General features: G+C 71.9%; 21 protein-coding genes. 6 read left to right on the top strand and 15 right to left on the bottom strand.

Features of this window, described 5'->3' with window-relative positions; genetic code table 11:
- Window positions 1-6: 6 nt before the first annotated feature.
- Genes AB0B61_RS49490 through AB0B61_RS49480 form a run of 3 tightly spaced genes read right to left on the bottom strand, consistent with a single transcriptional unit; the run spans window position 7 to window position 3,505 of the window.
- Window positions 7-1,320, bottom strand: a complete 1,314-nt coding sequence (locus tag AB0B61_RS49490; protein ID WP_358448007.1) for a hypothetical protein — start codon at window positions 1,318-1,320, stop codon at window positions 7-9.
- Entirely contained in the window at window positions 1,317-2,261 is a 945-nt protein-coding gene (locus AB0B61_RS49485) for a hypothetical protein (protein WP_358448006.1), read from the bottom strand. The genes AB0B61_RS49490 and AB0B61_RS49485 overlap by 4 nt, the downstream gene beginning before the upstream one ends.
- Window positions 2,261-3,505 carry an aromatic ring-hydroxylating dioxygenase subunit alpha gene (locus AB0B61_RS49480; RefSeq protein WP_358448005.1) on the bottom strand — a complete coding sequence of 415 codons (1,245 nt, stop codon included), beginning with the start codon at window positions 3,503-3,505 and terminating at the stop codon, window positions 2,261-2,263. Before AB0B61_RS49480 ends, AB0B61_RS49485 begins: the two co-directional genes overlap by 1 nt.
- 249 nt (window positions 3,506-3,754) lie before the next feature.
- On the opposite strand from AB0B61_RS49480, the gene AB0B61_RS49475 reads away from it, so the two are divergent.
- Window positions 3,755-4,726, top strand: coding sequence for an NAD(P)/FAD-dependent oxidoreductase (locus tag AB0B61_RS49475; protein ID WP_358448003.1), 972 nt, complete (start codon window positions 3,755-3,757; stop codon window positions 4,724-4,726).
- A 33-nt stretch (window positions 4,727-4,759) separates the two neighbouring features.
- Window positions 4,760-5,101, top strand: a complete 342-nt coding sequence (locus AB0B61_RS49470) for a ferredoxin family protein (RefSeq protein ID WP_357952134.1) — start codon at window positions 4,760-4,762, stop codon at window positions 5,099-5,101.
- Between the two features lie 181 nt (window positions 5,102-5,282).
- Here the strand turns inward: AB0B61_RS49470 and AB0B61_RS49465 are convergent, their stop codons facing one another.
- The 11 genes from AB0B61_RS49465 to AB0B61_RS49415 all read right to left on the bottom strand — a co-directional run bounded on the left by AB0B61_RS49465 (window position 5,283) and on the right by AB0B61_RS49415 (window position 22,246).
- Window positions 5,283-6,065: an enoyl-CoA hydratase-related protein gene (locus AB0B61_RS49465; RefSeq protein ID WP_358448002.1), complete on the bottom strand. Its 783-nt coding sequence runs from the start codon at window positions 6,063-6,065 to the stop codon at window positions 5,283-5,285.
- Window positions 6,066-6,168: 103 nt separating this feature from the next.
- The gene (locus AB0B61_RS49460) at window positions 6,169-8,568 is read right to left on the bottom strand and encodes a CoA transferase (protein ID WP_358448000.1); all 2,400 of its coding nucleotides are present in this window, start codon (window positions 8,566-8,568) and stop codon (window positions 6,169-6,171) included.
- 128 nt (window positions 8,569-8,696) lie between these two features.
- Window positions 8,697-10,301, bottom strand: coding sequence for an AMP-binding protein (locus tag AB0B61_RS49455; protein ID WP_358447999.1), 1,605 nt, complete (start codon window positions 10,299-10,301; stop codon window positions 8,697-8,699).
- Window positions 10,302-10,384: 83 nt separating this feature from the next.
- Entirely contained in the window at window positions 10,385-11,611 is a 1,227-nt protein-coding gene (locus AB0B61_RS49450; protein WP_358447998.1) for a thiopeptide maturation pyridine synthase, read from the bottom strand.
- A gap of 7 nt (window positions 11,612-11,618) precedes the next feature.
- Entirely contained in the window at window positions 11,619-12,659 is a 1,041-nt protein-coding gene (locus AB0B61_RS49445) for a lantibiotic dehydratase C-terminal domain-containing protein (protein WP_358447996.1), read from the bottom strand.
- Window positions 12,656-15,349, bottom strand: coding sequence for a lantibiotic dehydratase (locus AB0B61_RS49440; RefSeq protein WP_358447994.1), 2,694 nt, complete (start codon window positions 15,347-15,349; stop codon window positions 12,656-12,658). Before AB0B61_RS49440 ends, AB0B61_RS49445 begins: the two co-directional genes overlap by 4 nt.
- A gap of 112 nt (window positions 15,350-15,461) precedes the next feature.
- The gene (locus tag AB0B61_RS49435; protein WP_358447993.1) at window positions 15,462-15,638 is read right to left on the bottom strand and encodes a thiomuracin/GE37468 family thiazolyl RiPP peptide; all 177 of its coding nucleotides are present in this window, start codon (window positions 15,636-15,638) and stop codon (window positions 15,462-15,464) included.
- Complete coding sequence (locus tag AB0B61_RS49430; protein ID WP_358447992.1) at window positions 15,610-17,283, bottom strand: SagB family peptide dehydrogenase; 1,674 nt, start codon at window positions 17,281-17,283, stop codon at window positions 15,610-15,612. The genes AB0B61_RS49435 and AB0B61_RS49430 overlap by 29 nt, the downstream gene beginning before the upstream one ends.
- Window positions 17,280-19,481 carry a TOMM precursor leader peptide-binding protein gene (locus AB0B61_RS49425; RefSeq protein WP_358447990.1) on the bottom strand — a complete coding sequence of 734 codons (2,202 nt, stop codon included), beginning with the start codon at window positions 19,479-19,481 and terminating at the stop codon, window positions 17,280-17,282. The genes AB0B61_RS49430 and AB0B61_RS49425 overlap by 4 nt, the downstream gene beginning before the upstream one ends.
- Window positions 19,474-21,582: a hypothetical protein gene (locus AB0B61_RS49420; protein ID WP_358447988.1), complete on the bottom strand. Its 2,109-nt coding sequence runs from the start codon at window positions 21,580-21,582 to the stop codon at window positions 19,474-19,476. Before AB0B61_RS49420 ends, AB0B61_RS49425 begins: the two co-directional genes overlap by 8 nt.
- A 109-nt stretch (window positions 21,583-21,691) precedes the next feature.
- The gene (locus AB0B61_RS49415; RefSeq protein ID WP_358447986.1) at window positions 21,692-22,246 is read right to left on the bottom strand and encodes a helix-turn-helix domain-containing protein; all 555 of its coding nucleotides are present in this window, start codon (window positions 22,244-22,246) and stop codon (window positions 21,692-21,694) included.
- 146 nt (window positions 22,247-22,392) lie between these two features.
- Between AB0B61_RS49415 and AB0B61_RS49410 the strand changes: the two genes are divergently transcribed.
- The gene (locus tag AB0B61_RS49410) at window positions 22,393-23,142 is read left to right on the top strand and encodes a glucose 1-dehydrogenase (protein ID WP_358447985.1); all 750 of its coding nucleotides are present in this window, start codon (window positions 22,393-22,395) and stop codon (window positions 23,140-23,142) included.
- Between the two features lie 71 nt (window positions 23,143-23,213).
- On the opposite strand, the gene AB0B61_RS49405 is transcribed toward AB0B61_RS49410, so the two are convergent.
- Window positions 23,214-24,572, bottom strand: coding sequence for an aromatic acid/H+ symport family MFS transporter (locus AB0B61_RS49405; protein WP_358447983.1), 1,359 nt, complete (start codon window positions 24,570-24,572; stop codon window positions 23,214-23,216).
- Window positions 24,573-24,728: 156 nt separating this feature from the next.
- On the opposite strand from AB0B61_RS49405, the gene AB0B61_RS49400 reads away from it, so the two are divergent.
- The 3 genes from AB0B61_RS49400 (at window position 24,729) to AB0B61_RS49390 (ending at window position 26,909) form a co-directional block, all read left to right on the top strand.
- Entirely contained in the window at window positions 24,729-25,379 is a 651-nt protein-coding gene (locus AB0B61_RS49400) for a GntR family transcriptional regulator (RefSeq protein ID WP_358447981.1), read from the top strand.
- 70 nt (window positions 25,380-25,449) lie between these two features.
- Window positions 25,450-26,202, top strand: coding sequence for a PIG-L deacetylase family protein (locus AB0B61_RS49395; protein WP_358447979.1), 753 nt, complete (start codon window positions 25,450-25,452; stop codon window positions 26,200-26,202).
- Window positions 26,199-26,909 carry a 4-carboxy-4-hydroxy-2-oxoadipate aldolase/oxaloacetate decarboxylase gene (locus AB0B61_RS49390; protein WP_358447977.1) on the top strand — a complete coding sequence of 237 codons (711 nt, stop codon included), beginning with the start codon at window positions 26,199-26,201 and terminating at the stop codon, window positions 26,907-26,909. Before AB0B61_RS49395 ends, AB0B61_RS49390 begins: the two co-directional genes overlap by 4 nt.
- Window positions 26,910-26,994: the final 85 nt, after the last annotated feature.

Raw genomic sequence — 26,994 nt, 5'->3', positions numbered from 1 at the left:
CCTCCTTTAGTCATTGATCTCGTCGATCTCGGCCCGGGTCCGCGTGGTGGTGTCGACGGCCACCCGTAGGAGCAGCTCGCACAGGCGGCGCATGGCTCTGACGTCGACGGTGTTCATCCCACGGGCGAAGTCGACGTCGAAGTCGGCGGAGACGACCTTCGGCATGCCCACCCGGGCGGTCGGGATCCCCCGGGCCCGCAGGATGTTGGCGTCGGTCGCGCCGCTGTTGCCGTCGATGGGCTCGTGCGGGCGCCCGGCCACGCTCTCCCAGGCGCGAACGGCGCTGCGGACGACCCAGTCCTCCGGTGGCGTGCGCGTGCCCGGGATGGCCAGCACCATCTCGACCGTCAGCTCGACGCCCAGCTCGGCCGACAGCCCGCGGACGTACTCCGCCAGCTCCCGCTTGGCCGCCAGCGGCGTCGTGCCGGGCGCGATCCGCAGGTCGAGGCGGATGCGGCAGGCCGCGGGTGTGACGGCCGGCATGCGCTCCCAGCCGCCGGCGATCGAGCCGATGATCCCCTGAGGCGCGGCCGTCGCGGTGCGGTGCCGCTCGGGATAGGCCGCCAGCCACCCTTCCAGCCGCGTCACCACCTTGGCGGCGGTCACGATCGGGTTCTGGTAGGGCAGGCGGTGCCGGCTGCCGGCGTAGGTGTGGATCCCCGGTACGACGATCTCGAACCAGCACAGACCGACCTCTTCGTGCGCGACGAAGTCCCCCGGTTTGGCGATCACGGCATAGTCGGGCTGCCAGCCGCGTTCGAGCAGGAAGGAGCATCCGGCGCCCTGCCCGGTGTTCAGGCGGCCGGTGCCGTCGATGGCGTTGGTCGGCATGCCGCCCGCCCCGAAGGCGACCAGCAGGTCTCCGGAGAGCCGCGCGCCCACCGAGGCCAGGGCCTCGCCCACCATGAGGACGCAGGCCGCGTGGCCCTTGGGGTTGCTCGCGCCGAGGCCGCTGACATAGGGGCCGTCGCACTGTGCCTCGGCCCGCATGTCGGGGCGCAGCCCGGGGCCGATCCACGGCACGTCCTCGTCGGGGTCGCCGGTGGTCAGGGTGTCGATCGGGGCGTACAGCATGAGGTCGGCGCCCGTACCGTCGCCCTTCAGCCGGCCGACCGCGTTGGCCTGGCCCTCGTCGATGCGCTGCAGGTGCGACTCCAGGCCCGCGGCGGCGAGCCGTTCGGCCAGCCGCCGGGCCAGCGGCTCCTCCCCGCCGGTGGGGCTGGCGATGGAGGTGACCTCCACCGCGGCCTTGCGCAGTCTGGCCTCGGTGATCGTGGCGAGGGCCTGGGCCACCATCCGCTCGCGCTCGTCCTTGTTCATATCGATCCGGCGGGCTCGATGATGGCCACCCCCATGCCGGTCAGCCATTCCGGCATCGGCGCGTAGGCCAGCGTCCGGCCGGGTGCGAAGCCCAGCGCCGCCGCCATGGTCAGCCAGGTACGCAGCTCCTGGCCGCCGTTGCCGGCCACCGCCTCGATCTCCGCCGTGGACAGGTCCGCGTAGCGCGCCAGCTCGCCCTTCTCCAGCGCGGCGAGGAACTCCTCGTCGAACTCGGGGAAGATCGTGGGCCGGGCGGCGGTGATGATCTGCCGCCTGCGCGCGTCGTACCGCTGCCAGTCGCCCCGGCCCTCGCGCCAGGCCTCGACCAGGAACTCCTCGTCCGCTCCTTCGGGGTCCTGCCAGCGGCTCGGCCACGGGAGCCGGTGCGACAGGCCGCCCGAGGCGATGACGGCGACCCGCAGCTCGTCCGGCAGCGCCGCCACCGCGGCGGCGATGTTGCGCCCCAGCTCGACGCAGCGCCGCATGAGCGGCAGCGGCGTGGCGAACACGTTCACCACCAGCGGGATCACCGGCACGTCGAGGTCACGCAGGAGGTACTGGATCGCGTGGCTCTGGCCGTGGTCGATCTGCAGCTTCGCCGAGATCGCCACCTCGGTGCCCGCCGCCACCAGGGATTCGGCGACGGCCTGGGCGACGGCGGGGCTGGTGCGCTGGGGTCCCGAAGGCGTCCCCGACTCTCCGGAGGAGACGACCTGGTCCACCCCGAGGGTGAAGGCGGGGATCAGGTCCAGCCAGAAGCCCCGGAAGTGGTTCGAGCCGATGATGATCGCCACGTCGGGACGGGCCGCGGCGAGGGCGTCGCGGGCCGCGCCGAGCGCGTCGCGGAAGCGTTCGGCGTCGTCTTTGTGCTCGACCTGGTCCCAGTGCGTGTTCATGAGCGTCGAGTGGGACGCGCCCACGCCCAGGACGATCCTGGCCATCAGCCGGCCTGCTTCGGAGTCCGGGGGTCGTCGACGGCGAGCCCGGAGGCGCGCAGCCGTTCGATGCGCTCCTCTGTGACGTCCTCGGCGAGCTTGCGCCACTGCAGGAGCGAGTCGTCGGGACGATAGAGCCGTTCCGGCGGCGCGTCGGTCACCTCGACCATCCATTTGTCCTGGCCGGAGAACTGGCCGTGGAAGAGCCAGCGGACGGCGCCGAGATACTTGGCGTAGAAGGGCAGCGTCTTGACGCCCTTCTCGAAGTTGGCCATCGCGCCGACGTAGAGATGGTTGTCGGCGTCGACGGGCACGTAGAACTCGTAGTGGATGAAGGTCGGGTAGACGATGCGCAGCACGCCCGGCATGCTGACCGAGGCGAACCCGGGGAAGTCCTCGGCGGCGATGGCCGGGTTCACCTTGCGGTGGCTGCCCGTGTTGCCGATGTTGGCGATCTGCTTCGGCGGCTTGAGCTTGAACCACGCCTGGTTGTTCCACCGGCCGAGGCCCGGGAAGTCGGCGTCCCAGTGCTGGGCCTCCTGCACCCGGTAGATCCAGCGGCCGCGGCGTTCGATCCGCGTCTCGTTCCACACCGGCATGGCCTTGAACAGCCGCCACAGCGCGGTGCGGTGCAGGTATTTCGCGTGCCCCTCGTCATAGCCGTTCTCGCAGGCGAAGCGCCAGTTCCCCTCGCGCGCCTGGATGCGCGCGCCGATCACGGCGGGGTTGTCGCGCAGCTCCTCGGGCAGCTGGTCGTCGATGGGCGGCGCGTCCTCGCCGTCCCCCACAAAAATCCACACCATGCCGAGGCGTTCCTCGACCTCGTAGGTGGGCTGGGTCACCTTCCCGCAGATCGGCGACTGCGGACCGTCGGTGATCGCCGCCTTCAGATCGCCGGTCTCCAGGTCGAAGGTCCAGCCGTGGTACGCGCACGAGATCGTGCCGGGGAACTGCTGGTTGCCGTAGCTCAGCGGCACGCCCCGGTGCGGGCACCGGTCCTTGAGCGCGTACGCCTTGCCGCCGTCACGGATGACGACGATGCGCTCGCCGAGCAGGGTGATCGCCTTGGGCTTTCCCGTGATGTGCGAGGAGAACGCCACCGGATACCAGTAGCCGCGAAACCCGCTGTCGGCACCCTGGTAATGGGGCCAGCTCGACCAGTCCTGGCGGCCGGGCAGCTTGCCCCGTCGTGACGGCCGGCGTCTGGCGACACCCCCGCTCGCAGCCGGCGCACCCGCCTCTGCACTCATTCTCGCCTCCGCTTCCCATGGCTTGTCGGGTGGCCGGTTGGGGCGCCTCGATGCGCCGCTCGACCACGACACGCAGTTCACCACCGGCGCGGCCGGGCGGCCCAGCGGATCATCCCGCCCAGCGGACCGTGTCCCGCTGAGCGAGCCGCGTTCCGGTCAGCGGTCCGCGACCTGCGGGTTCCCGTCGCCGGGGTGTGTAGCTTCCGTGGCTTGACAGGCGACTACCGGGAGGACCCAGGTGGAATCAGCATGATCCAGACCGACATCGTGATCATCGGAGCGGGACCGACCGGGCTCTACGGGGCCTACTGCGCGGGCTTCCGCGGCTTGCGGTCCGTGGTCGTGGACGCGTTGCCTCAGGTCGGCGGGCAGATTTCGGCGTTGTACCCGGAGAAGGAAGTACGGGACGTGGCCGGCATCCCCGGCATACTCGGGCGCTCGCTGGTGGACGCGCTGACGGCCCAGGCGGCGGCCTACGATCCGGTCTACCTGCTGGGCAGGCAGGCCGTCGAACTGCGCCGCGACGAGAGCGAACGGCCCGTGGTGGTGCTGTCCGACGGCACTGCCGTCCAGGCGCAGGCCGTCATCCTCACCTCGGGCATCGGGACGTTCACCCCGCGCCCGCTGCCGGCCGGCGAGGAGTGGCTCGGCCGGGGGCTCACGTACTTCGTGCCCGACCCGTCGGAACACGCCGGCCGCGATGTCGTCGTCGTGGGCGGCGGGGACAGCGCGGTCGACTGGTCGCTCGCCCTGGCGCCCCTGGCCAGGTCGGTCACCCTGGTGCATCGCCGGGCCGCGTTCCGCGCGCACGCCGCAGGCGTCGAGGCCGCCCGGGTCGCGGGGGTGCGCATCGTGGTCGACAGCCAGGTGGTCTCCCTGTCGGGCGGCGAGCGGGTCGAGAAGGCGCACCTGCGTACGCGGGGCGAGGGGGACCGGGCCCTGCCCGCGGACTCCGTCATCGCGGCCCTCGGCTTCATCAGCGACCTCGGCCCGCTCGCGGACTGGGACCTCGAGCTGCGCGGCAGGTCCGTCCTGGTGGACCAGCGCATGCGGACCAACCTGCCCCGCGTGTACGCGGCCGGCGACCTCACCGAGCACGAGGGCAAGGTCCGCCTGATGTCGGTGGGCTTCGGCGAGGTGGCCACCGCGGTGAACAACGCCGCCGTCGAACTCGACCCCGAACTGGGCCTCTTCCCCGGCCACTCCACGGACGCCGCCTGACCCCGTACCCCACCCAGAAGACAGGAGAGATCCATGAGCTATGTCATCGGCCCCGCCTGCATCGACGTCAACGATCGCGCGTGCGTGGACGTGTGCCCCGTCGACTGCATCTACGTCGGCGACCGCAAGAGCTACATCAACGCCGCCGAGTGCATCGACTGCGGGGCCTGCGAGCCGGAGTGCCCGGTTGAGGCGATCTTCGTCGACCGGACGGCGCGCGGCGACGAGACCCGGACGCTCTTCCTCCAGGACGCCAAGGACTTCTTCACCGAGGTACTGGCCGGCCGCGACGAGCCGCTCGGCAACCCGGGAGGCGCCCGCAAGGTCGGCGACCTCAACACCGACACCGCGCTGGTGACCGGCTACGACGGCTGAGCACCGCGGATGTCCGGGGTGAGCACTTCGGACATCCGCGGTCGGTGAACCTCTTTTGGCGGACTTGTCCGGGTTTTGGCGCGCTTGTCCGGGCGGTCGGTGAACCGGGACGCGCGCCTGTCCGAGATCCGGACAGGCGCGACCATCGGCATCCGGCGTCAGCCCGGATGCTCCGCGCTCGTCAGCGTCCGGTGAACCGGGGCGGGCGCTTGTCCAGGAACGCCTGGAGTCCTTCGGCGGCGTCGTCGGTGTGGATCAGCTCCATGACCGCCTCGCGCTCCACTTCGAGCGCCTCTTCGATCGGCAGGCCGTACCCGGCGTCCACGACGTGCTTGAGCAGGCCGATCGTCCCGGTCGGCTTGGCCGCCAGGCTCTCGGCGTGCTCGGCCACCACCCGGTCGAAGTCCTGGTCGTCGGCCACCACGTCGACCAGCCCCAGGTCGAGCGCTTCACCGGCCGACAGGCGCGTACCGTCGATCATCAGCCGTCTGGCCCGATGCGGGCCGAGCAGACGCGGCAGCCGCTGGCTGCCACCCGCACCCGGGAACAGCCCCAGGTTCATCTCGGGGAAGCCGAAGGTCGCCGAGGCCGCCAGGATGCGCAGGTCACAGGCAAGAGACAGCTCGGCGCCACCGCCCAGGGCATGACCGTTCATCGCCGCGATCACCGGCTTGGGCGCCAGCTCGAGCAGGCGCTGCACCTCGATCCAGCGGCGCATCTTCACATGGTTGGCCGTCGAGAGGTCCCGCATCACGGCGATGTCCGCCCCCGCCACGAAGAAGCGGCCGGTGCCACGGATGACCAGGCAGCGGACCGTGACGTCCTTGGCCAGTTCCGGGACGATCTCCAAGAACTCCTCGATCATCGCGGGGTCGACGGCGTTGGCGGGCGGCCGGTCGATGACGATCGTGGCCGTCCCCCCGTCGCGCCGTACGTCCAGGACCGGCCGGTTCGCCTGGTTCATCGAGACTCCTGAGTGTCGAGACCCCGGGCTTCAGCCACGGAGAGGAGGTCATGGTCAAGGGGGGCGGGTGTCATTCCAGGACGCCGCAGTCGCGTAGCCGGGGTCATTCCAGGACGCCGGCGTCGCGTAGCTGGGCGAGCTCTTCCTCGTCCATGCCGAGCAGCTCCTTCAGCACCACGTCGGTGTGCTCGCCCAGCAGCGGCGCCGGTGCCGTGAGCGCTCCGGGGGTGTCGGACATGCGGACCACGATGCCCTCGTGCCGAACCGGACCCGCGATCGGGTGCTCCAGCACGGGGTAGAAGCCGCGCGCGGCCAGGTGCTCGTCGGCCTCCACCAGGTCCCGCCCGGTGGCGACGACGGCGGCGGCGATGCCCAGCCCTTGCAGCGTGGCCGCCAGCGATTGGCCGTCGTGTCGCGAGCACCAGGCCGCCAGAGCGTCGTCGATCTCGTCCTCGCGCCCGCGCCGCTCCGCCAGCCCGGCAGACGCCAGCGTGGCCAGCTCCGGCACTCCGGCGTGCTCAGCGAGACGCCGCCATTCCTCGTCTCCGCGTACGGCCAGCGCGATCCAGCGATCGTCGCCGCTGGTCGGATAGACACCGTGCGGCACCATCCGCGGATGCCGGTTGGGCCGCACCACGGCACGCGGATCCCCGGACTCGGCCCGCGGGTCCTTGAGCCCGCCTTCGACACGCAAGCCGCCGGGCTCGCCTTCGACACGCGAATCACCGAGCTCGGCTTCGAGGACGGCCGGTCCCATCGACGCGGCCATCGCCTCCAGCTGGGAGAGATCCACATGGCCCGCGCGACCGGCCGCGATCATGTCGAGCACGGCCAGAACGGCCGAGTTGGCGGCCACCATGTCCCCCAGCCCGAAGGTCAGCCCTTGCGGAGCTTCTCCGGGATCGGCGGTCTCGCTGGTGAGCCCGGACATGGCGGCGAGCGTGTCGGCGAAGGTCACCGCGTCCCGCCAGGGCCCGCTCTGCCCGACCCCGGCCATGGACACCAGGATGACGCCGGGATTCAGCTCCGCCATCTGCTCGTAGGACAGCCCCCACCTGGCGAGCACGCCGGGGCTGAAGTTCTCGATGACCACGTCGCACTCGGCGACGAGCCGCCGCAGCACCTCGCGGCCCGGCTCGGTACGCAGGTTGAGCGCGACGCCGCGCTTGCCCCGGTTGAAGTTGATGAAGTAGCCGCTGTCGTCGAAGCCCGCGCCGGGGCGCAGCCTCATCGACGGGGCGAAGCGCGTGGGGTCCTGCCGGTGCCGAGATTCGATCTTGATGATGTCCGCGCCGTGCTCCGCCAGGGTCTTGGTCGCGTACGGACCGGCGAGCACCCAGGTCAGATCCAGGACACGAACTCCCGCCAGCGGACGTCCGGTGCCCGTCGCCGCTCGGTGGCCTCGAGGCTGCGCGGTCTGCCAGGGGGCCTCGATGGGGGCGGGAAGCGGCTCGGTGAGGCGTACCGGGCGCGGGGGCTCCGGGGCGGGGAAGGGGAAGCCCACGTCCGTGACACCGTCCGGCGGTAGTCCCTCGCCCAGGATGCGGGTGAAGAAGCCGCGCGCGGCGAGCTGGGGGTTGGCCGACAGACGCGCGGCCGTGGCGACCTCCGCCCACGGCAGCGCCCGGGCGCGTCCTTCCTCGGCCATCGACACGGCGGAACGTTTCGCCACGAACCTGGCCACGATCTCGTCCACGTGCTCACGACCCCGCCAGCGGAAGACGGGATCGGACCACTTCTCCTCCGTCAGGTCCGCCGCCTCGCCCGACTCCGCCATCCAGGCGAGCAGATCCGTCCACATGCGGTCACTGCCGGAGTATCCGCCCGCGACATGACCGTCCGCGGTGCGGAAGACGCGGTGCGCCACGTGCTCGTACACCCCGCCGTTGCGGGAGGGGTAGCGGCCGGCGTGGATCCAGGAGATGGCGGCCGTCTCCAGCGTGGCGGCCACCGCCTCCTGCACGGAGACGTCGATGAGCTGCCCCCGCCCGGTACGGTCACGGGCGATCACGCCGAGCAGCGCCGCGATGGCGGCGTGCGCTCCCGCGAGCTGGGTGGCCTGCTCGCGGGGCGGCGGCTTGGGCTGCCCGCCGGGCTGCCCGCCCAGCCAGGCCATGCCGCCGGCGGCCGCGGCCACGAGGTCGTCGGCTCGCCAGGCGCTGCGGGGGCCGCTCGTACCGAACGGCGTGACCACGACGTGGACGGCCTGCGGCCAGCGCGACGACACGGCGCCGGATCCCGCGCGCACGCCCGCGAGCTCTTCGAGCGGGCCGCTCTCGATCACCACGTCCGCCTGCTCCACGAGCTCGTCGAGCGCTTCGGCGCTCTCGGGTACGCCCACGACCCGCTTGCCCGCGTGCCAGTGCAGGGTCTCCGCGCGCGACAGCAGCGGCGCGGCCGGGCGTTCGACGCGTACGACATCGGCTCCGAGCCCCACCAGCAGCCGCGCCCCGTGGAAGGCCAGCTCGTCGGTGAGGTCCAGAATCCGCAACCTGTCCGGCATAGCCGCTCCTTCTGGTGGCACGTATTGACGGCTCGAACGTAGAGGGCGGGATCGCCGCGACGCGACCATCCCGGTCTGTCCAGCGGTCCGCGCGGCCAGGCCGATCACCTCTCCGGTGTTCTGTGGGGTCAGGAGATCCCCGCGCCGGCGTCCCATGCGTCCGGCGGCACTCCTTGGCCACGCAGCTCACCCTTGACCACCTTCGTGGCGGCGTTGCGCGGCAGGTCGTCCAGTACGCGCACATAGCGCGGGACGGCGTGGCGCGGAAGCCGGTCGAGGCACCAGGCGTACACCTCCGGCGCGCGGACGACGGCTCCGGGCACTGCGCTCACCGCCACCAGCACCTCCTCCTCGGTCAGCTCGGAGGGCACCCCCACCGCGGCCACGTCGAGGACACCCGGCATCGCGGCCACCACCTGCTCCACGTCCCAGGTCGCGATGTTCTCGCCGCGCCGCCTGATGACGTCGGCGCGGCGACCGGCGAAATGGAGGAAGCCGTCGTCATCGAGCCGGCCCCGGTCGCCGGTCGTGAACCAGCCATCGCGCAGGACCTTCCCGGTGGCGGCGTCGTCGCCGGCGTACCCGCTGAAGATGATCGACCCCGCCCTGGGCCGCGCGGTGATCTGCCCGACCTGTCCCGCCGGAACCGGTCGGCCGTCCTCATCCCTGATCACCACCTCGTACTCCGGGACGGGCCGGCCGGCCGAGCCCGGCCGCCGGACGTCAGCCGTGCTCGCCGCAACGTCGGCGAGCTCGGTGCACGCGTACGCCTCCAGCAGCAACACGCCGAACCGATCCTGGAAACGCCTTGTCAAAGCTTCCGGCGCCGGTCCCCCATAAGCGCGGCGCACTTGGTGCAGACGGTCGGACTCGGTAGCCGGAGCCCGTTCGAGGATGGCCGCCACAGCGCCCATGAAGTTGAACGCCGTGACCCCCTCCCGCCGGCAGATCTCCCAGAACCGGGAGGCGGAGAAGCGCGAGTGGGCCACCAGCGTGGCGCCGGAGATCAACGCGGGCAGCAACCCCGCGTGTCTGACGTTGATGTGGTTCCAGGGGAACACGTTGAACAGCACGTCCCCCGCCTCGTACCCCATGGCCCGGGCCACCCGCCGGGCCTGCCGGACGCCGGCGAAGTGCGGCAGCAGCGCTCCCTTGGCCCGGCCGGTGGTGCCCGAAGTAGCCATGACCACGGCCGGATCAGCCGGTCCCGGACGCCACTCCGGCAGGCGGCGCGGCGCGGCGAGCAGGTCGTCCATGTCCACCGACCCCGCCAGCTCGGCCTGAGTCCACTCGGTCACGAGCACCACGCGCTCCATCTCCGCGGCCAGGGCGACGAGATCGGGATTGTCACGTACGGCGTCCGTCCCGGCGATGAGCACGCGCGCCCCGGTGGCCCCGGTGAGGTGCCGAGCCCCGGGAAGCCGGGCGTCCAGAGCCAGCGGCACCTCGACGGCACCGAGTCTTGCCAGAGCGAACATCACCTCGACCAACCGCGGACCAGGACGCAGGCACGTGACGACCCGATCACCAGGGGAAACCAGACCCGCGAGCCCGCGCGCGACGGCGGTAGCACGCGCCCGGCACTCCTCGACGCGGAGCGACGTACCATCCTCGAACCGTACGAGCTCCGCCTCCGGCACAACAGCCGCGCGGCGCTCCAGCACGTCGAGCATCGTCTCGGGCGAGGCCGTGACATCGTCCGCGTTTTCCATGGTCTCCCTCACGATCGGCACAATGTGAGGATGTCCCATGCCTCATCCCGGGGACGACAGCGGGTCGAGATTTCCCGGATGGGCCTCGACGAACGCGCGGAATTTCACGGGTGTGCCTCGACGAACGCGCGGATCAGGCCGAGCGCCGACAGGTCGTAGACCTCCTCCACCGCATTGGCCGCCAGGTGGCAGATGCGGAAGCGGGCCGGCGGCGTGATGCCGAGCCGGGTGTTCTGCAGGTAGGTGTAGTTGATCAGGACGCGGTAGCGCAGGAAGTCCGGATCGGCGAAGACGCGGTCGTGGTAGGTCCGGCTGGAGAACATCAGCCGGTGGAAGTCACTGAGCCTCGGAATGGCGAGTGCCTCCTGGTGGGAGCCGGGGCGGATGAGCCGGCCACGGGCGATCAGCGGTTCGGCGCGGCGACCGTACTCGGCGACCAGGGCGGCCCATTCACGGACGAAGAGGACAGGTATGCCCGTGATGCCCGTGATGCCAGCGGTGCAAGCCGTGGCGTCGGTGCCAGTGGTGGTGTGACCGGTGCCAGCAGTGCTGTCGGTGCGATCGGTGCCAGCGGCGGTGCTGTCGGTGCCGGTGGTGCAATCGGTGCTGGTGGTGCCGTCAAGGGTCGCGATGACCGCGCGCACCCTGCCGGTCAGTTCGTCTCGCTGAGCTTGGTAGTCCCGTTCGAAGCGGGCCCGCATGGCGTTGGGGTCGGCGCAGCGGGCCAGGAAGCCTTCGGCGTGGGAGCGGTAGGAGACGAAACTGCGGGTGATCGGCCCCAGGGCGGTGTGAGAGGTGGCCAGCATCAGCGCCATGGCCAGGCCGTCCTTGGTGTCGTGACCCAAGCGAACATGTCGCAACATGTCGAGCAGCAGTGGGGTGCTGTCGGTGTAGAAGTCGGCCAGCAGATCAGCGGCGTCCTCGTCCAAGGCCTGGTGACGGGGGTCGTAGGGGGCGTAGTGGAGGGAGTTGTCGGGATACCAGGGAGTGAGCGGGCCGGGGTCCTTCTCCTGTTCGGCGAGCACCCGGTGCTGGGCAAGCAGCCCCCGCTGGTCGAGGACGACGGTGGAGGGATGGACGCGCAGGTAGGAGCCGATGACCTCGTCGATGGCTTGCCGTACGGCGTCCGCCCAGGTGGCGGGGTCGGTTTTGACATTGAGCCGCAGATGGGGCCCCCGGCGCCAGTGCCGTAGCACGTGGGCGGCCTCGACGATGCCGCTCACGCGACGCAGCAGCGGGCCGACGGCGTCCAGCAGCAGGTCGTCCTGGCCGGGCACGTCGTGGTAGGCGATGTGGACGCTGTGCCAGCGGGACGGCTGGAGGGGGGTCATGGCGGATTCACCTCTCGTGGAGTGCGGCCACAGTGCGCAGGATCAACAGGGCCAGGCGGTTTTCGGCGGCGGGGGTGACTCCCAGCCGGTTGTGCAGGAGATGCGTGCAGCGCAGCAGGATGTACGGGACGGCAGGGACCGCGAAGGCTCCGAGGGCTGGGGGCTCCAGAACCCCGGCGATGGCGGGGGCTGAGGGCTCCACGGAGCTGGCATTGGCGGGTGGCTCCAGTGCGCTGGCCAGGAAGGCCGCCGGTGATCCCAGGTCGGCCGGGTCGGGCGGGGCGACGCCGAGGCCGGTCAGGCGGTCGCGCAGGGTGCGGATCGAGGACGCCCAGGCTGCCAGCGGCCCTGAGACCGGCCGACTCCACAGCTGTCGGGTCTGCCGCAGCAGGCCGTCGGCCTCGCGCCGAAAGACCTCTTCCACGCCAGGTGGAACAGGAGTGGCCCGGAGCCGGAGTGCGAAGGCCTGTGCCGCGGCCTGCGGATCGGGGAGGCAGGCGGCCAAGGTGAGGGTGTAGGCGGCCAGGCCGATCGCCGCCCGCCGCCCCTGATCGGGACCGGCGGCGAGGATCTCGCAGGCAAGGCGGCTGGAGTCGGTGAAGTGCTCCTCCACGGCCGCGATACAGGCTCCCTCGCCGTAGACGTGGTGCTCGGGCAGGTAGCCGATGAACTCCACCGCGTCGTTGGGGTACAGGCGGTCGTCGTGATCGGCCCGGCGTTCAGCGTGGGCGAGGCGGGCCGCCAGCGCCTGGTAGTCGGCTGAAGCGAAGCCGCGTACCGACGGATGCTCGGCGAAGTAGGTGTCGGCCCGCTGCCGGATCAGTCGGCGGATCCGCCCGGTATCGGCGCCGCCCTGCGGTTTCACCCTGAGCCGCACGTGGGGGCCGCCCTCCCAATAGCGCAGGAAGAAGAACCCGGCCAGCTCCTCCCGCAGCTCCCCTTCCAGAGGCGCGATCATCTGCGCGATCAGGCTGTCGAGCGACCCCGCATGAAAGAGGTGGGCGCTGATCCAGCCCGGCACCACCCCAGGTTCCACGGGAGCGGTCATGCGCGCTCTCCCGTGGCGGTGAGCTGGAACATGTACTCGGTGACGCGCGTCCCGTCGTCGCCGTAGCGGGGGTTGTCCGCGAGGTCGGGCAGCACCTCCTCCAGCACCACCAGGTCGCCGGGATTACCGGCGGCACGGGCCAGGTCGAACAGCAGGAAGCAGTTGGCCGCGTCCACGTACAGCGGCTTGCGTGCCTTGGTGAAAAAGCCCTTCGCCCTGTCCGCGGGAATGACCCGGGCGAAGAACCGACGCGGGATGCCGTGCTCGGCCAGCCAACGCGCGAATCGCACCAAGTAGGCCGCCTCGCCCTCACCCTTGCCGGGGGTGGGCAGCTCCCCAGCGGGCAGCCGCCAGCAGGCGCGGGCCAGCGTAACCCGCCCGACCTCCAACCGTGGCCACCGCCACGCACCGCTCCCCCGTCCGCCACTCTCCCGGCCGCCGCTCTCCCGGCCGCCGCTCTCCCGGCCGCCGCTCTCCCGGCCGCCGCCTAGGCGCCGGCCGGGCGGCAGGGCCACCGGCGGCTCGCCGAAAACGCGCACCAGAAACGAGTACGCGGGAGGCAGCAGATAGGGCGCGAGTAGCCCCAGATGCATCGGACGTACCTCGGAACCGCCCGCATCGCGCAGCACGACCAGCTGACGCTCGGGCTCGTAGCCGACCCGCAGCTCCGCCGGTGCCAGGGCGTCTGGGCTGTCGTCCGTGGTGAAGGGATAGTCGATCGGCCGCCCCACCGGCGGCCGCAGATTGAGGCTGGTGCCGAACGCCCCCAGGCACTCGGCCACCTCGTGGCGGTCGAGCGCGGAGATCTCGTGGCGATCCGGCACGGAGAACCCGTGACGGTCCAACGCGGGAATCCCGTGGCGGTCCAACGCGGGAATCCCGTCGGTGACCCGGGCCAGCAGGTGGTGCAGGCGGCCCAGCCCCCGGCCGTACCCGCAGGCGATGGTGTTGACCACCAGGCCCGGCCCCTGCGGCGTGGTCAGCGCCTGGCCGTAACAGCAGATGGAGCGGGGCGCGCGGACGTGGCGCGGCCAACTGGCGGCGAGCTTGCGTACCAGCGCGGGATCGACCCGGATCACCCCCGCCGGGTCCTCGCCCGCGGCCCGTAGCGTCCGCCACGTCTGGCGGCGCAGCTCGGCGAGGTCGGACGGACCGTCCCCGGGGTTCCCGCCCGGCGGCGGGTGCAGCAGGGCTCGCAGCTCGGCGGTCTGGTGGGCGTGCCGGTAGAACCTCAGGAACGGTACCGAGGCGGACGGCCCGTATCTCTCCCGGAACAGAGCGGCGGCCGCCAGCTTGACGGGCAGGTCCATGTCCAGCAGCCCCAGCAGCTCGCGTACGGCGTCCAGATCGTCGAAGACCGGCCGCCACTGCTCCTTGCCGCATCGGGTCACGCCGCCGATCAGCAGGGTCGTCTCCGGACTCGGGGTGACGATCCGCACTGACTCCTCCCCCAGGCTCAGGGGGGAGAGTCCCACCGGCACCTCCCCCAGGCTCAGGATCCGCGCCTGCTCGTCGATCTGCTGGGCCCGGTGGGCGCGTTCGGCCGCACTGGTCAGAGCGGGGTAGGTGGCCACCGCCTCGTCGAGCCGTCGCAGCGCTCCGGCGGCGGGGTGGTCGGCGGGCAGCCAGGCGATCAGCTCGCCGAGAGAGTCGCCGGACTGGTCGGCGTAGGGACGCCGCCGCTCCAGCAGCCCCGCCTCCAGCAAGACCGTCACGACCCGTGCCGCCTGCCCTTCGTGTCCGAAGCGAGCACGCAGCGCCTGCTCGGTCGGGTACGTCGCCGTGCGGACCGCGTCCAGCACAGCGCGTACGGCGTCGACGGCCGGCGCGCTCCTGATCGGCTCGCTCGGACCGGCGCCGAGGAACCAGATCCGGCCCTCCTCCTCTGTCGCCGAGGGATTGACCCGCAGCCGTACGCGGTCGATCAGCTCGGGTCGGTCGGCGAGCGCCTGCCAGATCCGTTCGACGACGAACGGGTGCAGCTCGGCCACGCTCCGCCGTACCAGACGTTGCGCGGGAACCACCGCCGGTCCGTGCTCCGTCCAATGGCCGAACCCGGCGGCGGTGAAGGTCGCGTACGGGCTGGTCTTGGCCGCCACCCGGGCGACATAGCGGGTCAGCCGCAGGAGCGTCTGCCGCCCGGGTACGGCGTCCGCCTGGCCGGCCAGCCACTTGTCCAGCTCGGCCGACAGCACCGGGCTGCTCTGTGCCAGGCCGCGGCGGAAGGCGTCGGCGGCGACCACCTCGCGCAGCCGCGTCGTCTTCTCGCGCCGCTCCGCCGCCAGTACGCCGGGCAGTGCGCCCTCCAGCGCGTCGCGCCGCTCCAGGTGGCCCAGCCACGCCGTGATCCGCCGGTCAAGGCCGTTCGGCAGCGCGCGGAGCACCTCCTCCGATCGCGTACGAGCCTGCGGGACACGCGTACAGAACAGCGCCCGGCGCAGCGCGACCAGCAGCGGTTTGCGGTCGGGCCGAGCGTTGCCGCCGATCACCTCGTGCAGCGCCTCGGACAGGGCCGCGCCCTCGCTCGCCACCGTGGCCGAGGTCTCCAGCAGTTCGTCGAGGAGCGACCAGGTACGGGTGAAGCGCAGGTCTTCCAGGTCGCCGACCGCCATCCCCGCCACCCGAACCCCGAACACGGGCGCGAGGACCGAGCGAGCCTCAGCTTGCTCCGCGTGGCTGCTCTGGGGCATGCGCATCACCTTTCGCGCCTTCGCGCCTTCCAAGCTCTCCCGGCTTTCGAGAAGGCAGAGCGGTGTGCCCGGGCCGTGGGCTCGGGCACACCTGATCAGGACGTGATCTCGGTCAGATCTCGTCGGACGGGAGGGCCAGGCAGCTACCGCCGCCGCAGAAACAGCCGAATGAGGCGGCGTTCTCGGTCATGCCGTGGCCAGTGGTGAGGAACTCGATGGAGTCGGCGGGCAGCACCTCGATGCTGTCCACCACCAGACCGTCAAGGTCGAGCTGGAGTTTGTCGGACATGATTTTCCCTTCTCCCTTCATATGGGGGATGGATGGCACCCACGCTTGTCGTAGGTGTGGTGCCGTCGCCTGAGCCGACGTCGTCCACCGCCGTGGCGGGGAGACGCCGGATGAGCGACGGGCCTGTGGGGGGTCTGCCGAGCAGCAGGAAGCTCAACGCCTGCCTGCGACTGCCCGTCAGGCCGAGTACCGCCTCAGTGGCGGGGGTGGTGCCGTCGGAGTGGATACGTGAGGTGAGCCCGAGCGCGGCGGCGGCCAGCGTGGCGCGGTGAATGGCCAGACCCGTCTCGGCCTGCTGGAGGCGGTACCAGCGATCGCCGAACCACCGGACACCGTCCAGCGGGTCGCCCACCGGAACGAGCACCGCCGCCGCACCCCGCAGACCGACGCGGGTGTTGGGCGCCAGCGGTCCACCGGTGATCCGTGCGACGGGCTGGGCTTCGATCCGTAGCAGGGCCCGCCGTTCGGCGTCGTAGTGGTACGCCCCCACCGGCAGGCCCTGGACGCGCAGCGCGAGCACGTACAGCGTGATCGTCGGCGAGATGCTGGACAGATCACCGGGGTAGCCGGTGGAAGCGGCGGCGAGGATCCGGGCGAGCGCCGACAGGCTGATCGGCTCGGGCCGGTATCCGACGATGGGCGAGGCCCGGTGGGGAATGCCGTCGGCGAGTCGTATGGGGGTGATGTCCGGCAGCGGGAACTGTTCTGCTCCACCTGGCGTCGCGCTGGGCTCGGGGTTGGCGGGGCAACCATCTCGCGCCGAGGCGGTGGTACGAGTGGCGGCGTGTAGAGCGGTCAGGTAGGGCAGCCGGTCGTTGATCGGCGGCGGGTCCACGGGCCGGGGGGCGAGATCGCCGGCCGTGGGCCGACGCGGTGGATGGGCGGGTCGGGAGGCGAGATCATCGGCTGGGGACCAATGCGGGAGATAGGCGGCGTCGGCCTGCCGTACCAGCTCATGGGGGACGCCTGTGAGGGTGAGTACGGCCAGCACGCTCTCCGCGGCAGGGTCCAGACCGAGCAACCGGTCAGCCGCTGCGTCGTCGAACAGCAGGTGGACCGATGCCCCCAGGCTGAGCTTCTCGGCCAGCGCGAGGGCCTGGGCGGCCAGGACCCCGATCTCCTGGCATTGCAGGCGATAGGCGAAATCGCCGTACTTGAAGCCAGAACGCCAGAAGACGGCGGACAGCACGAGCACCAGATCGGGCGGCTCGGGTGGGGGCGCGGCGAGCAGGCCGGTGAGTGCCTGGCGGTGGTCGCCGGGCCGCAGCGTCTCCAGGGCGTGATGCACCGGGTCGTAGTGGAACAATCCGGCGGACAGCCCGGAACCGCCCGCGGCGAGGTAGCCCTCGATCGGATAGAGCCCTCCGCCAGAGGGCGCCGGACGACCCACGTTGATCCTCGGCGCCCCCTCGACCGGCCGTCCCTGCTCGTCGACCGGATGAACCCAGTCGACGCGTACCAAGCCGAGCAGGTCACGCAGCAGTTCGCCGACCGGGCTGGAGGGCAGCGGGAGGCGGGTGGCACCGAAGTAGCGCTTGTACCGTGCCGGGGCGGTGCTCCAGTCGGCCGGCCCTGGCGGGCGACCCCGCAGGGCCTCCAGATAGGCGCGGATCGCCGCACCCGCCTCGTCCATGGCGGTGGTCATGGGAACGGGTGGGGGTCGGGGTTGAGCTCGCCGGGGCACAGGTCGCGGTCCCGGTGGCCGAGCAGGCGCGGCAGCGACAGCAGACGGGGCAGGCCGTGCGTACGGCGGAAGCGGTGGCCGAAGGTCATCGACGCGGTGCCGGGCACCAGCACCTTCGCGCAGGCGAAGCCGCCCGCGCGCTGCTCGGGACCGGTGGTGTCCACGGCGATCACGTCCAGCCCGGTCGCCAGATAGCGGCCGACCAGCTCGGCCAGGTCACCGGCCAGGTCGTCGCGGGCGGGCCAGGTCTCTCCGGCGATTGGCAAGCGCGGCCCGTCGACGGGCAGGAACGCCAGCCGCCGGAAGGCGTCGGGATGCCCGTAGAGCAGGGCGTGGTCGTCCATCTCGCGTACTCGGTCGGGGTCGGCCAGCAGGCATGCGGCCTGCTCGGCGTCGTAGCGGCGCGTCAAGCCCTCGATGCCGGGTCCGAGTTCGGCCAGTGCCGAAGCCAGGGCATGGTCGGGGTAAGGGTGGGCGGCGGCTCCGCACATCGTGTACGGCCGGCCGGGGCCGCCGGCCCGGTCGACGGCCATCGTCCAGAAGGCCGGTACGCCCTGTTCCAGGGTGATGTCGAAGGCCATCACCTCGTAGCCGAGGTCGTGGCGGATCCGGGCGGCGGTCATCGGGACGCGCCGGTCCGCGGCCGAGTCCAGGTCCACTCGTGGGGCGGGGAGGCGGGTGTACCAGGTGGTCAGGAACGCGTCACGTTCGGCGATCTCCAGCAGGCCGTGGAAGATCGCCTCGACCAGGCAGCCGCCGATCGCGCATCCGTTGGAACACTCGTAGGCGAATCCGGGATCGCCCTCGGGCCGTGCGCCGTAGTAGGCGTAGCTCTCCGCCACGAGGAGTGGCTCGGCACGGGCGAAGGAGTAGCCCCATACCCAGGCGGTCGGCCGTACCGGGTCGAAGCGGGTGAAGGGGAAGTCCGGCCGGCCATACCACTCGTCCGGGTACAGGCCCAGCGTGCGCGGGTCCAGAGCGCGATCGGCCACTTCCGCGTATGGGGCGTGGACGGCGGTGCGGCGGCCCCGGGGACGCAGGCCCGCGTGACGTTCGAGGGCCTCGGCCACCGCGGTGAGCCGCGCCGAGGCGAAGTCGCGGGATCGGCCGTAGCCGTGATTGCTGTCGTGGCGGGCGATGGCCGGGCGCAGGTGGGCGACCGCCGTGGCGCTGCCACGTGCCGTCCCTGTGGCCAGGGATTGGATCAGGCCGGTCTCGGCGTCCACGTACAGGCGCTCCAGCTCCGCATGACACCCGGCCAGGCTCCGTCGCCGGAAGATGTCCGGGTCGGATTTGGGTGACGGGCCGAGGGGCGGGACGCGAGGGCGATCCGCCGGCAGGTCGGCGCAGTCCGGACAGAGCGGGTCGGGCAGGACGGGATGCCGGGTGAGCAATCCGGTCTCGATGGAGATCCGCAACAGCGCCCGATCGGTACGCGCGGAGGCCGGATCGCGGTGCAGCCGGTCGGCTTCGGCCGCCACCAGCGCCCCTACGGCGGCGGCCAGCAGGGGCGTCACCAAGGCGCAGGGCCGGGTGGCCAGCTCCTGACCGTACTGCTCGCGCAGCGCGCGCCGGGCCCGCGCGTCCGCCCGGTTGCTCGCGCGGCGGCGCTCGGCACAGAGGGGGCAGCCTGGTCGCGGCGGCCGGGCCGCCGGACCGATCAGCACCCAGCCGGTGTCGGTCCGTACGGGCAGCCAGGGAATCCGCGCGGCGGTCGCGTGCCGGTAGGCGTGCTGGTAGTGGCGTGTGTCGTCGGCGTCGTAGGCCGTCACGAGCACGTCCGACGTGCCGATGCCGTGGGTGGCCTCATCTGCCCATGGAACGTCCGGCAGTGAGATGTCAGGCGGTGAGACGTCCGTCAGCCGGGCATCCGTCGATAGGGCGGCCGTTAGCGGGGCGTCTGTGAGTAGGGCATGCGTCAGCCGGGTGCTACCCGTGAGTGGGGCGTGGTCTGGGATGGGCGGCTGCGGCAGCGCGGACGCGATGGCGTCGCGCAGGCGGCCGGACCCCAGCAGAGCCACTCGTAGCGGCGCAGGGCGGCGCTCCCCGGTCGGCAGGAGGCTGGCCGGTACAGGGCTGTGATCGCCATTCGGCACATGGCCAGCCAGTACGGGGTGCGGCTCACCGGCCGGCACCGGATCGGCAAGAGCGTCAGTCATCACACAGCACCACTCGCACCACGTACGGCAGCAGTTCGACCACGGCCGCGTCGTGGTGCATCGGCACCACCACCGGCACGTGCCCCGCCGCCTGCAGCGCCTCCGCCAGGAGCTTCCACTCCGGCGGCTCCTCGTCCGCCCACCACTGCGGCACCGGATCGGCGTAGGCCGGTTGGCGCGCGGTACGCGCCTGCCAGGCCAGCAGAGCGCGCTCGACCGCGTCCCGCATCGCCGGCGCCGGTGTGGTGGCGCAGGCCACCGAGATCGCGGATCCGTCGGCCACCGCGTAGGCGGGGATCTGGAGCACGCCGGTGAGGTCACGGATCTCGAGCCGCTCCCCCGCGGTCCGCAGCAGTGCGATCAGGTGGGCGGCCTCGGCATCCGCGACGTCCTCCGGCGATACGCGAGCACCGGCCGTGGCGTGGGTACTCGGCATCGCCTCGGTACGCGAGCACTGCCCGGGCGTGGCGTGGGTACTCGGCATCGCCTCGGTACGCGAGCACTGCCCAGGCGTGGCGTCCGTGCCTAGCGGCAGTGTCTCGGCATGCGAGCACGGCCCGACAATGGCCCGGGTACGCAGCAGCACCTCGGCATGCGAACGCAGCGCGGACGCCAGTGCGGACGCCCACGACAGTCCCGCGCCCACCCCGATCGGTGGCCGGTCGGATTGCCGCCCGGCGGCGGTGAAGGAGGGCGCGGGCACCCGGCGCGGGCGGCCGGTGAGCAGCTCAAGGCCCCACATCTCGGCATTCTCGGCAGTCAGGACGCCGTACGTCGCGCAGGCGGCCAGCAGGGCGCGCACCCGCGCGGTTCGCCGATCCCGGCCCCAGCCGACAACCTGCGGCACGGGTGCCCAGCTGGGCAAGGTCCGGAGCGGGTCGGAGACGACGGCCCGGCACACCGACAGCGGGAACTGGACCAGGTCTTCCTCATCCAAGGTCCCCAGCAGCCCGGTGCGGGGGTCCACATACCGCGTCGCCCGTTCGAGCAACTCCTCCGGCGAAATCGGCTCGGCCGCCTGGAGCCGCTCGACCGTCGCGAACAACCCATCAGGGCCGTCCAGTACATCGTGCACCGGCCGGGCTGCACCGTCCCGCGTGTCAGGCACCGGACCCAGCCTGGCCTCGCCGCCCCCTGCACCGAGCGTCGGACCCACCCTGACCTCGCGGTACGGGACAGCGGATGTCCATGGCACCACGCGGTGGCGGCGCGTCTCCAGCGTGTGCGAGTCCACCCGGGTCGCCGTTGCCTGCCCCTCCGCCAGACCCGTGAGGTGTGCGAAGCACGACAGGGCAGGCTGTGCGGCCAGCACCGCCGGGACCGGGCCGGTGAGCAGGTCTGTGCCGTCGTCATGCTCATCGTGGTACGGCAGCCCGCCCAGACGGAGCCAGCATGAGACGGCCGAGGCCGCTGGGCCGGGGCCGACGATCCATGCCTCCGTGGGACAGAGCAGGATCTGGCCCAGTGAGACGTCCGCCGGGCACGCCTGGGCCGTCGTGAGCAGGTCGGCCGCCTCCGTGCCGACCTGGAAGACCACGTCGGCGTCGGCCCACAGCGGTTGGGCGGTGTCCACGTGTACCCGCTGCGCCTCGTCCCGCCGAGCCCGTGCCGCGGCCTGCTCCAGCTTCGCGACCTCCTCGGCGGGGGCCGCCACGCGGACCTGTCGCCAGCCGGAGACCAGGCCGGCTTCCAGCAGGGCGCGCAGCACCGGGCCGTGCCCGGCCAGGGTGACCCGCGCCTGGCGCAGCCGCTCGAAGCGTCGTTCGGCCGAGCCCAGACGGTAGCGGACGAAGGCGATCTCGGCGGCGTAGATCCGTCGTTCGCACTCGCTCAGGCCGTGCGGCTCCTCATCTGTGGCGTCGACGACGAATCCCTGACCGGCCAGCATCTCGACCAGCCGCACGACCATCAGGCGGCGGTCGGCGGGGAGCGCGGCGGTCAGCTCGGTCAGGCTGTGCTCGCCGGTCAGGTAGGGGGCGAGCTTCTTGAGCAGTTCGTGCGCCTGTGCGCCTTTCAGGGTGCATGCCCCGTGGTCGGCATGGACGTACGCGCCCTCGTCGGAGGGCACGTAGCGGACGTCGTCCCGCAGCCGTGGTCGCACGCCGTCTCCTGATGTCCATCGACTTTGCCCATGCAAAGAGTAATCTACTGACTACTGATAGTCATCAGAGGAGGCCGTGGAGTATCCGGCGGGCCTGGAGAGCGGGCGGTCAGGCGTCCATCCCCTGGCGTAACAGCGCCCACGCCCGTGCGGCGGCCACTCGCCGGGCTGGTGCCGGCCGCTGGACGAGGGCCGCCGCGAGCATGCCGACGGCCATGACCAGGTCCTCGGGGGTGAGGTCCGGCCGGATCCGCCCGGCGCGCTGGGCCTCGGCGAGCTTGTCCGTCAGCAGGTCCGCCACGCGATCGCGCACCGCGATGAGGCGGGGGTCCGCGGGGGGCACGCGCACCATGTCGATGAACGCGGTCGAGGCGATGGCCTGCTCGGTGATCAGGGCCAGTACGTCGTCGAGCGTGGCACCCGGTTCGGCGGCCAGCGCCTCCAGCGCGGTCACTCCTTCCTCGAACACGGCGAGCGCGAGGCTGACCCGGTCGGGGAAGTGCCGGTAGAGACTGCCCTGGCCGACGCCGGCCGTGCGGGCGACCATGCTGAGCGGCGCGTCGTAGCCCGCGGTGGCGAACACGTCGCGGGCCGCCGCGATCAGCGCCGCGCGGTTCTCGGCCGCGGCACCGGGCCCTCTGTTCATCCGGCGTACGTCAGGCATAAGGGCAACGATAGCAACCGGACATCAAAGTCCGATTGTTCGAGCTCGGCGCTCCCCACCACTCGACACATATCAGCTCCAACGGTTACGGTTTCACCGGACATAGCTGTCCGGTTCAATCCCGCCCGATCGAAAGGACCATCTCTTTGAGCACCTTTGACAACAAGGTCGCCCTGGTCACCGGAGCGGGCTCCGGGATCGGCCAGGCCATGGCGGCCGCCTTCGCCAAGGCCGGCGCCCGCGTCGTGGCCTGCGACATCGACTCCGGCAGCGCCGAGCGGACCGCCGCCGACCTCGGTGACGCGGCGATCGGCGTGGCGGCCGACATCTCCGACGAGGCCTCGGTGGCCGCGCTGGTCGAGACCGCGATCAGCGCGTACGGGCGCATCGACGTGCTGTGCAACAACGCCGGGATCATGGACACCATGGCGTTGCCCGCCGACATCCCGCTCTCTCTGTGGGAGCGGGTGCTGAGGGTCAACCTGACCGGCACGTTCCTGGTCACGCACGCGGTGCTGCCGTACATGCTGAGCCAGAGCGGCGGCGCGATCGTCAACACCGCCTCCGAGGCGGGCATCCGGGGTGGCACGGCCGGGGCCGCCTACACCGCCTCCAAGCATGGCGTGGTCGGCCTGACCAAGAGCGTGGCCTGGGCGTACGCCAAGGACGGCATTCGCTGCAACGCCATCCTGCCCGGCCCCACCATGACCGGCATCGCCACGAACACCACCTTTGACCCGGCCGGCGCCGCCCGCCTCGCCCCCGTGCTCGCCCTCGGCGAGAGCATGGCCCAGCCGGAGCAGATGGCCGACGCCGCCCTCTTCCTCGCCTCCGACGCCGCCTCGTTCATCAACGGCGCGATCGTCCCGGTGGACGGCGGCTGGTCGGCCGGCTGACTGAGCTCCGGCTGTTCAGGCGGGCGCGGCTCCCCGGAAACGGCTCCCCGGAAGCCGCGCCCGTCGGCGCGTCAGGTCGCCGCGGCGTCACCCGGCCGGCTGGACGGTACGGAGGGGGTGGCGGGAGTGGACGGCCTGCCGCCCCGGCCGCTCAACGTGATCATGATCGAGCCGAACACCGCCGTGATGGCGAACACGGTGAAGCCCCAGCTCTGGGCGTGGTTGGCCAGCAGGACACCGCCGAGCCAGGGACCGAAGACCGCGCCGAAGCGGCCCATCCCGGCGGTCCAGCCCAGGGCGGTGGCCCGGCTCTCCGTGGGGAAGCGCCCGGCGACCGCCGCGTACACCATCGTCTGGGCGCTGAACAGCCACACCCCGGTGAGGAAGACGACGATGTAGGTGAGCGGCAACGGCATGCGCGCGCCCAGCAGGAAGGTGCCGACGGCGGTGAGCGCGAACCAGAGGGCGGAGACGCGGGTGGCACCGAAGCGGTCGGCGATCCGGCCCGCGACGAGCATGCCCACGATGCCGCCGAGGTTGATGACGAGCAGGAAGCCGAGCGCGGAGCCCAGTTCGTAGCCGTTGGCGCGCATCATGGTCGGCAGCCAGGTGTTCACGCCGTAGACCAGCAGCAGGCCGCCGAAGGAGGCGAGCCAGAACAGCAGGGTCGGCAGCCACAGGGAGTTCTGGAACAGGCTGCGCAGGGCGGCCCACCGGTCGGCGCGGGTGACCGATCCTTGCCCGCTCGCGGGGAACTCGGCCAGGTCGACGCCGTGCCGGTGGGCCAGCGCCTCGGCTTCGTCGCGGCGCCCCCGGGCCACCAGGAAGCCCAGCGACTCGGGCAGGAAGCGCGCCACGAGCGGCACCGCGATGATCAGCGGCACGACGCCCACCCAGTACAGCGAGCGCCAGCCGAAGGGGGCCACCAGCCACAGGCTCAGCGCGGAGGCGAGGATGCCGCCCACATGGTGGGCGGTCATGAGCAGGCCGATCATGAGATTGCCGCGGCCACGCGGGGCGTACTCGACGACCATCGCGATCGCGATCGGCAGCAGGCCGCCGAGGCCGAGACCGGCCAGGAGCCGGCCGAAGCCGAAGACGCCAAGTGACGGCGCGACGGCGCAGACGCCTGACGCGATCGAGAACAGCGCGCAGCATCCGGCGATGACCTTCTTGCGGCCCGCCCAGTCGGTGACGGTGCCCGCCGCGAGCGCGCCGACGAGCATGCCGAAGGTGGCGTAGCTGCCGATCTCGCCGCCCCTGGCGGGGGTCAGTCCCAGGGTGGGGTCGTCGAGCATCTTGGGCAGTACGGCGCCGTACATGAACATGTCGAGCCCGTCGAAGAGCACGACCATCCAGCACAGGCCGATCACCAGGGCGACGAGCCTGGTGGGCCGCCCCGAGGCGACGGCCGGTGGTGTTGAGGACATCCTGGTTCCTCTCGCAGAGGGGTTCCTGGGGGGGCAGGAGCGTGCCGCCGACCGTAACTCGCGGCAATCCTGTTGGCAATATGGCTAACAAGATTGTTGACAATTTTGTCGCCCTAGATTTAGCCTCATCAAGCACTCACAGAAGAAGGGTGAGCGATGCCGTACGAAGACGGCCCGATCAGCGGCGAACAGGCGAAACTGCGCGCTCTGGCGGCGTTGCGCGAGGCCATCACGCGGGGGGACATGGCGCCCGACCAGCGTCTGGTCGAGCACGAGCTCGCGGAGCGGTTCGGGGTGACCCGAGGCGGAATCCGGGCCGCGTTGATCGACCTGACCGCCGAGGGACTGGTCGAGCGCATCCCCAACCGGGGTGCCCGGGTCCGGGTGGTCACCCTCGAGGAGGCGGTCGCCATCACCGAGTGCCGGATGGTCCTCGAAGGGCTGTGCGCGGCCAAGGCGGCGGCCCAGGCCACCGACGAGCAGCTGGCCGAGCTCGCGGCCATGGGCGAGGCGATGGCCAAGGCGGTCGCCGACGGCGAGCCGCTGACGTACTCGGCGCTCAACCACGAGCTGCACACCTACATCCGCGACATCTCCGGGCAGCAGGTGGCGGTCGAGCTGCTGGAACGGCTCAACGCGCAGCTGGTCCGGCACCGCTTCCAGCTGGCCCTGCGTCCCGGCCGGCCGCAGAAGTCGCTCAGCGAGCACCTGGCGCTGATCGAGGCGATCCGCGCCCACGACCCGGCGGCGGCCCAGGAGGCCGCGCACGCCCACCTGGCCAGCGTCATCGCGGCCCTGCGCGAATAGCGCCGGCCGGCGGCGCGAAACCCGCCGGCCGGCGGGCCCGCGGCCGACCCCTACACCGAGGAGAGCGATCATGACCGACGACGCGAGCCCGGCGGCCGCGGGCCAGTCCACCCTGGTGGTCAGCGCGCATGCCGGCGACTTCGTCTGGCGGGCGGGCGGGGCGATCGCCCTGGCCGCCGCGCGGGGCGAGAAGGTGACCATCGTGTGCCTGTCCTTCGGCGAACGCGGCGAGTCCGCGAAGGCCTGGCGCGAGGGCAGATCCCTCGAAGAGATCAAGCGGCTGCGGCGTACCGAGGCAGAGCGGGCCGCCGCGACCCTGGGGGCGGACATCCGGTTCCTGGACGCCGGTGACTACCCGCTGCGCGAGACGCCCGAGCTCACGGACGAGCTCGTCCGCCTCTACCGGGAGGTGACGCCGACCGTGGTGCTCACACACCCGCTGGAGGATCCGTACAACGGCGACCACCCCGCGGCCGCCCGGATGGCGCTGCAGGCCCGGATCCTGGCGCAGGCGATCGGCTACCCGGGGCCGGGTGAGCCGCTCGGCGCGCCGCCGGTGTTCTTCTTCGAGCCCCATCAGCCGGAGATGTGCGGTTTCACCCCGCAGGTGCTGCTCGACATCACCGAGGTCTTCGACACCAAGCGCAAGGCGATGGAGTGCCTTCCCGCTCAGCGGCATCTGTGGGACTACTACACCGACCTGGCCACGCGCCGGGGCGTGCAGCTCAAGCGCAACGCCGGTCCGAATCTGGGACTGCCTCACACCACGTACGGCGAGGCGTACATGCGCCCCTTCCCCCAGGTGACGGGGGTCCTGGCATGACCGGAGTGATCGTCACCGACCCGCCCAGGGCCGACGCCGCCGACGTGGCCGCGCTGGCGCGCTTCGGCGTGGCCACCGTGCACGAGGCCCTGGGCCGTACGGGGAGCCTCGGTCCCGGGCTGCGGCCCATCCAGCAGGGTGTCCGCGTCGGCGGCACGGCGGTCACCGTCCTGTGCTGGCCCGGCGACAACCTCATGATCCACGCGGCGGTCGAGCAGTGCCGCGAGGGCGACCTGCTGGTGGTCACGACGACCTCGCCGTCCACCGACGGGCTGTTCGGCGAGCTGTTCGCCACGGCGCTGCGGTGGCGCGGCGTGCGCGGGCTGGTGATCGACGCCGGCGTACGGGACACCGCGGAGCTGCGCGCGATGGGGTTCCCCGTCTGGTCGGCGGCCGTCTGCGCGCAGGGCACGGTCAAGGCCAGCGCGGGGTCGGTCAACGTGCCCGTGGCGGTCGGCGGCCAGGTGATCAGGCCCGGCGACGCGATACTCGCCGACGATGACGGGGTGCTGCGCGTCCCCCGTGACCTCGTCGCCACGGCTGTGAAGGCGGCGGCGGCGCGGGCCGCGAAGGAGGAGGCCACGCGGGCGGCCTTCGCCGAGGGCGAGCTCGGCCTCGACCGGTACGGCCTGCGCGAGACGCTGTCGCGCCTGGGCGTGCGCTACGTGACGGCCGAGGAGTACGGACGCGAGGAGACGGCCCCATGACGGCCGAGCAGCGCGAGGAGACGGCCCCATGACGGCCGAGCAGCGCGCGGGGCGCGGCCGCATGACGGCCGAGACGTACGAGCGC

The organism is Nonomuraea sp. NPDC049158 (assembly GCF_040648335.1).
Taxonomy (GTDB): Bacteria; Actinomycetota; Actinomycetes; order Streptosporangiales; family Streptosporangiaceae; genus Nonomuraea.
Note: the sequence above shows the minus strand (reverse complement) of the source record. Positions and strands in the feature narration are given on the sequence as shown.

Bases quoted from the DNA above. Each gene is read 5' to 3' on its own strand.
- AB0B61_RS49470 (WP_357952134.1), top strand. From the start codon at position 4,760: ATGAGCTATGTCATCGGCCCCGCCTGCATCGACGTCAACGATCGCGCG.
- AB0B61_RS49440 (WP_358447994.1), bottom strand. From the start codon at position 15,349: ATGCCCCAGAGCAGCCACGCGGAGCAAGCTGAGGCTCGCTCGGTCCTC.
- AB0B61_RS49390 (WP_358447977.1), top strand. From the start codon at position 26,199: ATGACCGGAGTGATCGTCACCGACCCGCCCAGGGCCGACGCCGCCGAC.
- AB0B61_RS49405 (WP_358447983.1), bottom strand. From the start codon at position 24,572: ATGTCCTCAACACCACCGGCCGTCGCCTCGGGGCGGCCCACCAGGCTC.
- AB0B61_RS49450 (WP_358447998.1), bottom strand. From the start codon at position 11,611: ATGACCCCCCTCCAGCCGTCCCGCTGGCACAGCGTCCACATCGCCTAC.
- AB0B61_RS49480 (WP_358448005.1), bottom strand. From the start codon at position 3,505: ATGAGTGCAGAGGCGGGTGCGCCGGCTGCGAGCGGGGGTGTCGCCAGA.
- AB0B61_RS49490 (WP_358448007.1), bottom strand. From the start codon at position 1,320: ATGAACAAGGACGAGCGCGAGCGGATGGTGGCCCAGGCCCTCGCCACG.
- AB0B61_RS49465 (WP_358448002.1), bottom strand. From the start codon at position 6,065: ATGAACCAGGCGAACCGGCCGGTCCTGGACGTACGGCGCGACGGGGGG.
- AB0B61_RS49425 (WP_358447990.1), bottom strand. From the start codon at position 19,481: ATGACTGACGCTCTTGCCGATCCGGTGCCGGCCGGTGAGCCGCACCCC.
- AB0B61_RS49435 (WP_358447993.1), bottom strand. From the start codon at position 15,638: ATGTCCGACAAACTCCAGCTCGACCTTGACGGTCTGGTGGTGGACAGC.
- AB0B61_RS49445 (WP_358447996.1), bottom strand. From the start codon at position 12,659: ATGACCGCTCCCGTGGAACCTGGGGTGGTGCCGGGCTGGATCAGCGCC.
- AB0B61_RS49475 (WP_358448003.1), top strand. From the start codon at position 3,755: ATGATCCAGACCGACATCGTGATCATCGGAGCGGGACCGACCGGGCTC.
- AB0B61_RS49415 (WP_358447986.1), bottom strand. From the start codon at position 22,246: ATGCCTGACGTACGCCGGATGAACAGAGGGCCCGGTGCCGCGGCCGAG.
- AB0B61_RS49400 (WP_358447981.1), top strand. From the start codon at position 24,729: ATGCCGTACGAAGACGGCCCGATCAGCGGCGAACAGGCGAAACTGCGC.
- AB0B61_RS49395 (WP_358447979.1), top strand. From the start codon at position 25,450: ATGACCGACGACGCGAGCCCGGCGGCCGCGGGCCAGTCCACCCTGGTG.
- AB0B61_RS49430 (WP_358447992.1), bottom strand. From the start codon at position 17,283: ATGACCACCGCCATGGACGAGGCGGGTGCGGCGATCCGCGCCTATCTG.
- AB0B61_RS49485 (WP_358448006.1), bottom strand. From the start codon at position 2,261: ATGGCCAGGATCGTCCTGGGCGTGGGCGCGTCCCACTCGACGCTCATG.
- AB0B61_RS49460 (WP_358448000.1), bottom strand. From the start codon at position 8,568: ATGCCGGACAGGTTGCGGATTCTGGACCTCACCGACGAGCTGGCCTTC.